Below are 4,675 nucleotides of genomic sequence, written 5' to 3'. Positions count from 1 at the left end.
GCGGCCCCACCCGGGGGTTTGGCCCCCCCCGGGGGGTGGGGCCTGTGGGGGGGGGGGGGGACCCGCGCACCCCGCCGCGGGGCCCGCCGCGGCCCGGGCGGGCCCGCGGGCCGCGGCCGGCAACGGCACCGGGCCGACGCCGAGCACGGTGGCGATGGTGCGGACGGCCCCGGCTTTCCACCGCTGCCAGCGGATTCGGGCCGGGGAGAGGGCGCGGTGACGGGCCCGGCAGGGGGCCGGCGCGAGGAAGTCGGCGAGCAGCCGGCGGACCCGGTCGGCGAACCCGAGGTGCAGGAGCAGGCCCCAATTCCGGGGTGAGGCGAGCAGGAGTGTCATGCGTCCATGGTCGAACTGCTGTTCGACGCCGGCAAGATCACCTTTGAGTGATTCGGGAACCCGGCTTGACCGGTGGGGCGGGGGAACCGGAGCGGGTGACGGCGCGTCGCATTGCCGGCGGCAGCGGCACGAAGGGTGGGTAACCGTGTTCGGAGTGCGACCGGAGACGTTGCGGGCGGCGTCCAAGGAGTTCCACGACGGCGCGGACGCGACCGGCGACGGCGCGGAGCTGATCTCCATGCTCCGGCTGGACGCCGACGCGCTGGGCCAGGTCCCCGCGGCGGCGGAGTTCGTGGACGCGTTGGCCAGGTGGTCCGGCGAGCAGTCGGACGACCTGCGGCGCGGCAGCGCCTGGTACCGCGACGCCGGCGACGGCCTCACCGAGAACGCCGACGTCTACCAGCGCGCCGACGACGACTCGAACAGCTCCTTCCGCGGCATCGAAGGGGGCATGGCGTGAGCTACACCGACCCGGAGGTCCTGTACGGCCGGCTCGCCACGGGCGACGCGGGCCGCGTCGCCGCCGCGGCCGACCCCATCACCGGCGCGATGAGCGCGGTCGGCCGCGCGGGCCAGTCCGTCGCCGCGGGCGGCACCACCGCCACGTCCACCTGGCAGGGCGACGCCGCGACCAGGTTCAAGGCCCGCTCGGAGCTGTCCACCCGGTCCGCGACCGTGGCGGGCGAGCGGCTGGGCGCCGGCGCGGACGTCGTGCAGGCCGCCTCCCGCGCGTACGCGCAGATGCGGGGCAGCGCCGACCAGCTCATCGACTTCTGGCGCGGCCGCCCGCCGGGGCTGGACGAGGCGCAGACGCGGGAGCTGGCCAACCGCGTCAACGAGCAGCTGACCAACGTCAAGACGAGCTACGAGCGCGTGCTGCGCTCCTACGCCGACGCCCTCACCCGCATCCGCCCCGGCTTCGAGGAGACGGCGGGCAAGGACCCGGGCTGGAACACCGCCGTCACGGCGCTGCGCACCACCGCGACCGTGCCCGCCCCCGGCACGGACCCCCGGCAGGTGGCCGCCTGGTGGAAGTCCCTGACCAAGGAGCAGCAGGACGAGCTGCTGCGCACGAAGTTCCAGGAACTCGGTCAACTGCGCGGGCTGCCGTCCGGCGTCCTCGACCAGGCCAACCGCGCGCGCATCCAGGACGACATCCAGCGCTTCGGCGCGGAGCGCGACCGGCTCGACGGGCAGCTGGCCGCGCGGGCGCGGGAGCTGGGGCTCGACCCGAACGACTCCGGCGACCTGACCCGGCTGCTGAACGACCCGGAGTACGCGGCGCTCCACGAGCAGCGGCAGGAGGCCGCCACCAAGGCGGAGAACGCCGAGAAGGCGCAGAGCAGCGTCAACCAGGCGGCCGAGCTGGCCCGCGGCAAGGGCTGGCCGGAGAGCGACGTCCGCGTGCTGGCCTACGACCCGTACGGCCCGCGCGGCGACGGCGGCATGGCGATCGCGTACGGCGACCCGGACACGGCGCGGAACCTGGCGGTCGCCGTGCCCGGCACCGGTTCGACCCTCGACAGCTTCTCCGTGGGGCAGGCGGCCAACCTGCGCGAGGCCATGGGTCCCGACGGCAACGCCACCATCCAGTGGCTCGGCTACGACGCGCCGGGCTGGGCGCCGGGCGAGGTGGACAACCCGGCGCAGGCCCGCGAGGGCGGCGCGAACCTCGTCGCCGACGTCGACGGCTACCGCGCCGCCGCCGAGGCCGCGGGCAACCGCCAGCACCTGACCGTGATCGGCCACTCCTACGGCTCCACCACGGTCGGCTACGCGGGCATGAACGGCCTGGCGGCGGACGACATCGCGTTCGTCGGCTCGCCCGGCGTGGGCGCGTCGAACGTCAACCAGCTCTCGGCGGGCCCCGGTCACGTCTACGTCGGCGCGACCGAGCACGACCCGGTCGTGCAGGGCACGAGCCAGGCCTGGTTCACCGAGGACGGCTCGTCCGTGGGCCCCTACGACGACCGCTTCGGCGCGCGCACCTTCGGCACCACCGACGGCACGTCCGCGCTGGGCGCGCACTCGCAGTACTACGCGCAGGGCTCGGAGTCGGTGCAGAACCTGGCCCGGATCGCGACCGGCAACGGCGACTCCGTGACCGCGCAGGACTGGGACGAGAACCCGCTCGGCCCGTCGCTGCCCGGCTCGCACCTGCCCGGCGTCGGGCCGGTGGTCGACTTCGTCGGCGGCACGGCCGTCGGCGCGGCGGACCTCGCCGTGGACGCGGGCACCGGCCTCTACAACGCCGGCCGGGACGCCTTGAACGGCAATTGGTCCGAGGCGGGCACCGGTCTGCTCAACACCGGCAAGGAGGTCGTCAACGACGCCGTGGACGTGGTCGTCGGCGGGGTGGGCGACGCGGTCGAGCTGGGCCGCGACGTGGTCGAGGGCGTCGGCCGGGCGTGGGACAAGACCGTCGGGTCCTGGTTCTGACGCCTCAGGCCTTGCGGCAGGACCCGATCGACTGGGCCGGTTCGGCGTCGTCGAGCTTGCTGTCGTCGCGCTGCCGCACGGTGCAGACGAGCGCGTCGCCGACCGCGGTGCCGTCGGGCACCTCGGTGAGCGGGGCCCACGGCGCGGTGATCGGCGCGGCGCCGTCCGGTTGGTCCTGGTCGAGCCGGAGGGACACCCGGCCCGGCCACGTGCCGCCGGAGACGAGGGTTTCGTCGGGCTTGACCTCGGTGACCTCGAACCGGACCTCGCCGGACCACTCGCCACCGCCGCAGCCGGCGAGGAGGGTTGCGACCGCGAGGACGGCGACACACGCCTTGAGCGCCTTCACGGGGCGAGCTTAGCTAGAAGCGGAGCACCGGGAGCAGGGTCGAGAGATCGGCCCGGCTCCCGGACGCGGTGACCTTCGCGTCGGCCACCGCCTCGGCCCAGCCGAGCCGGCCCACGGCCAGCTCCAGCCACGTGCGCGGGTCGGTCTCGACCACGTTCGGCGGCGTGCCGCGGGTGTGCCGGGGTCCGGCCACGCACTGCACGGCGGCGAAGGGCGGCACCCGCACCTCCACGCTGCGGCCGGGCGCGACCTGCTCCAGCGTGCGCAGGCTCAGCCGCACCGCGGCGGCCAGCACCGGGCGGTCCGGCCGCTCCGCCTCGCCGGCGAGCCAGGGCAGCACGGCCTCGACCGCGGCGCGCACCTCGTGGGGGTCAACGGGCTTCGACGGCACCCGCCCAGGTTAACGCCGCCGACCGGGTCGGCCCGCGCCGACCGCCACTCTCCACAGTGGACGGCCCGGGGTCAGATCCGCGCCGCGCGCACCGCTTCCGCGAGCAGCTCCTCGACCTGGTGGGCGAGCCGGCGCGAGTCGGTGGGGCTGAACGTGCTCCACGGCACCGACCCGTTCGACGCCCGCCGCTGCTGCAGGTAGCGGCCTTCCTCGGTGTCGAAGAACGCGACCACCCGGTCGGGCCGGCACCGCTTGCCGTACTTGTCCCGGGCCGCCGCGCCGAAGTTGCCGGTGTGCACGAGCCCGGTGAACATCTTCACCAGCGCGACCGCGTCCTCCTGGCGCACGCCGTGCTCGCGCAGCGAGTTCTCCAGGCTCTTGGGCGAGCCGTCGGACTTCCTGACCGCGGCCTCCAGGTCGGCGCTCGGCATGGTGACCGAGTGCCCGACGCCGGCGGGGTGCGGGGGCAGCGCGGCCAGCACGGCCGAGGGCAGGCCGCTGCCCGCCGCGCGGCGGAACGTGAGCCCGGAGTCGGTCAACGTGGCCACCGCGCCGTCGTCGCCGTTGGCCACGGCGAGCACCCGCACGCTCCTGCCGAGCCACACCCGGCCGTCGACCTCCCGCTCGGGCCGGCTGAACAGCCGCAGCAGGTGGTCCAGCTCGGGGTGCAGCCCGGTCGGCCCGCCGAGGCCGCGCGCGCCGATGTCCTGCCACACCCGGCGTTCCAGCGCGGCGCGCTCGGCGTGGGTCTTGCCCGGCGAGGGCACCTTGATCACCAGCGGCATCCGGCCGAGGTCGAGGCGCTCCCAGAGCACGTCGAACTCCTCGGCGGAGAGCGTGATCGGCTCCCGCTCCGCGGGCCCCCCGAAGTACGTCACCGACATCCCCGTCCCTGAACACCGGACACGGGCCCGCGCCGGGTCGGCGCGGGCCTGTGCACCGGCGGACCACTACTGCGGCAGCTCGCCGATCACCGGCGGCGCGACGAGCCGGTCGTCGCCGAACACGTCGTTCGTCTCGACCAGGTAGTCGGCCGCCTTGTGCTCGATGTCGTCCTCGCCGTTGCCGCCGTGCGCGCCGGCCGCGCCACCGGCCATGCCCGCGCCGGCCGCGCCGGGACGACCCGCGGCGCCGGGGCCGCCCGCGCCGGGGCCGAAGCC

General features: G+C 75.6%; 6 protein-coding genes and 1 pseudogene. 2 read left to right on the top strand and 5 right to left on the bottom strand.

Annotation, left to right across the window (positions count from 1 at the left end; all coding sequences use genetic code 11):
• On the bottom strand, window positions 1-336 hold a 336-nt coding region (locus ACFXGA_RS16960), incomplete at its 3' end, for a hypothetical protein (protein WP_378088777.1).
• Between the two features lie 145 nt (window positions 337-481).
• Between ACFXGA_RS16960 and ACFXGA_RS16955 the strand changes: the two genes are divergently transcribed.
• Both ACFXGA_RS16955 and ACFXGA_RS16950 read left to right on the top strand, forming a co-directional pair.
• Entirely contained in the window at window positions 482-796 is a 315-nt protein-coding gene (locus ACFXGA_RS16955) for a hypothetical protein (protein WP_378088774.1), read from the top strand.
• Window positions 793-2,775, top strand: coding sequence for an alpha/beta hydrolase (locus ACFXGA_RS16950; protein WP_378088772.1), 1,983 nt, complete (start codon window positions 793-795; stop codon window positions 2,773-2,775). The genes ACFXGA_RS16955 and ACFXGA_RS16950 overlap by 4 nt, the downstream gene beginning before the upstream one ends.
• Window positions 2,776-2,779: 4 nt before the next feature.
• Here the strand turns inward: ACFXGA_RS16950 and ACFXGA_RS16945 are convergent, their stop codons facing one another.
• The 4 genes and pseudogenes from ACFXGA_RS16945 to ACFXGA_RS16930 form a co-directional block, all read right to left on the bottom strand.
• On the bottom strand, window positions 2,780-3,124 hold the full coding sequence (locus ACFXGA_RS16945) for a hypothetical protein (RefSeq protein WP_378088769.1): 345 nt from the start codon (window positions 3,122-3,124) through the stop codon (window positions 2,780-2,782).
• A 13-nt stretch (window positions 3,125-3,137) separates the two neighbouring features.
• Window positions 3,138-3,515, bottom strand: a complete 378-nt coding sequence (locus ACFXGA_RS16940; protein WP_378088767.1) for a sterol carrier family protein — start codon at window positions 3,513-3,515, stop codon at window positions 3,138-3,140.
• A gap of 71 nt (window positions 3,516-3,586) precedes the next feature.
• On the bottom strand, window positions 3,587-4,399 hold the full coding sequence (locus tag ACFXGA_RS16935) for an ESX secretion-associated protein EspG (RefSeq protein WP_378088765.1): 813 nt from the start codon (window positions 4,397-4,399) through the stop codon (window positions 3,587-3,589).
• 66 nt (window positions 4,400-4,465) lie between these two features.
• Window positions 4,466-4,675 (bottom strand): annotated as a pseudogene (locus tag ACFXGA_RS16930) (hypothetical protein); the annotation flags it as partial.

Origin of the sequence: Actinosynnema sp. NPDC059335 (assembly GCF_042752395.1) — a bacterium.
Lineage (GTDB): Bacteria > Actinomycetota > Actinomycetes > Mycobacteriales > Pseudonocardiaceae > Actinosynnema.
Note: the sequence above shows the minus strand (reverse complement) of the source record. Positions and strands in the feature narration are given on the sequence as shown.

Coding starts and splice junctions, on each gene's coding strand:
- ACFXGA_RS16935 (WP_378088765.1), bottom strand. CDS start 4,399: ATGTCGGTGACGTACTTCGGGGGGCCCGCGGAGCGGGAGCCGATCACG.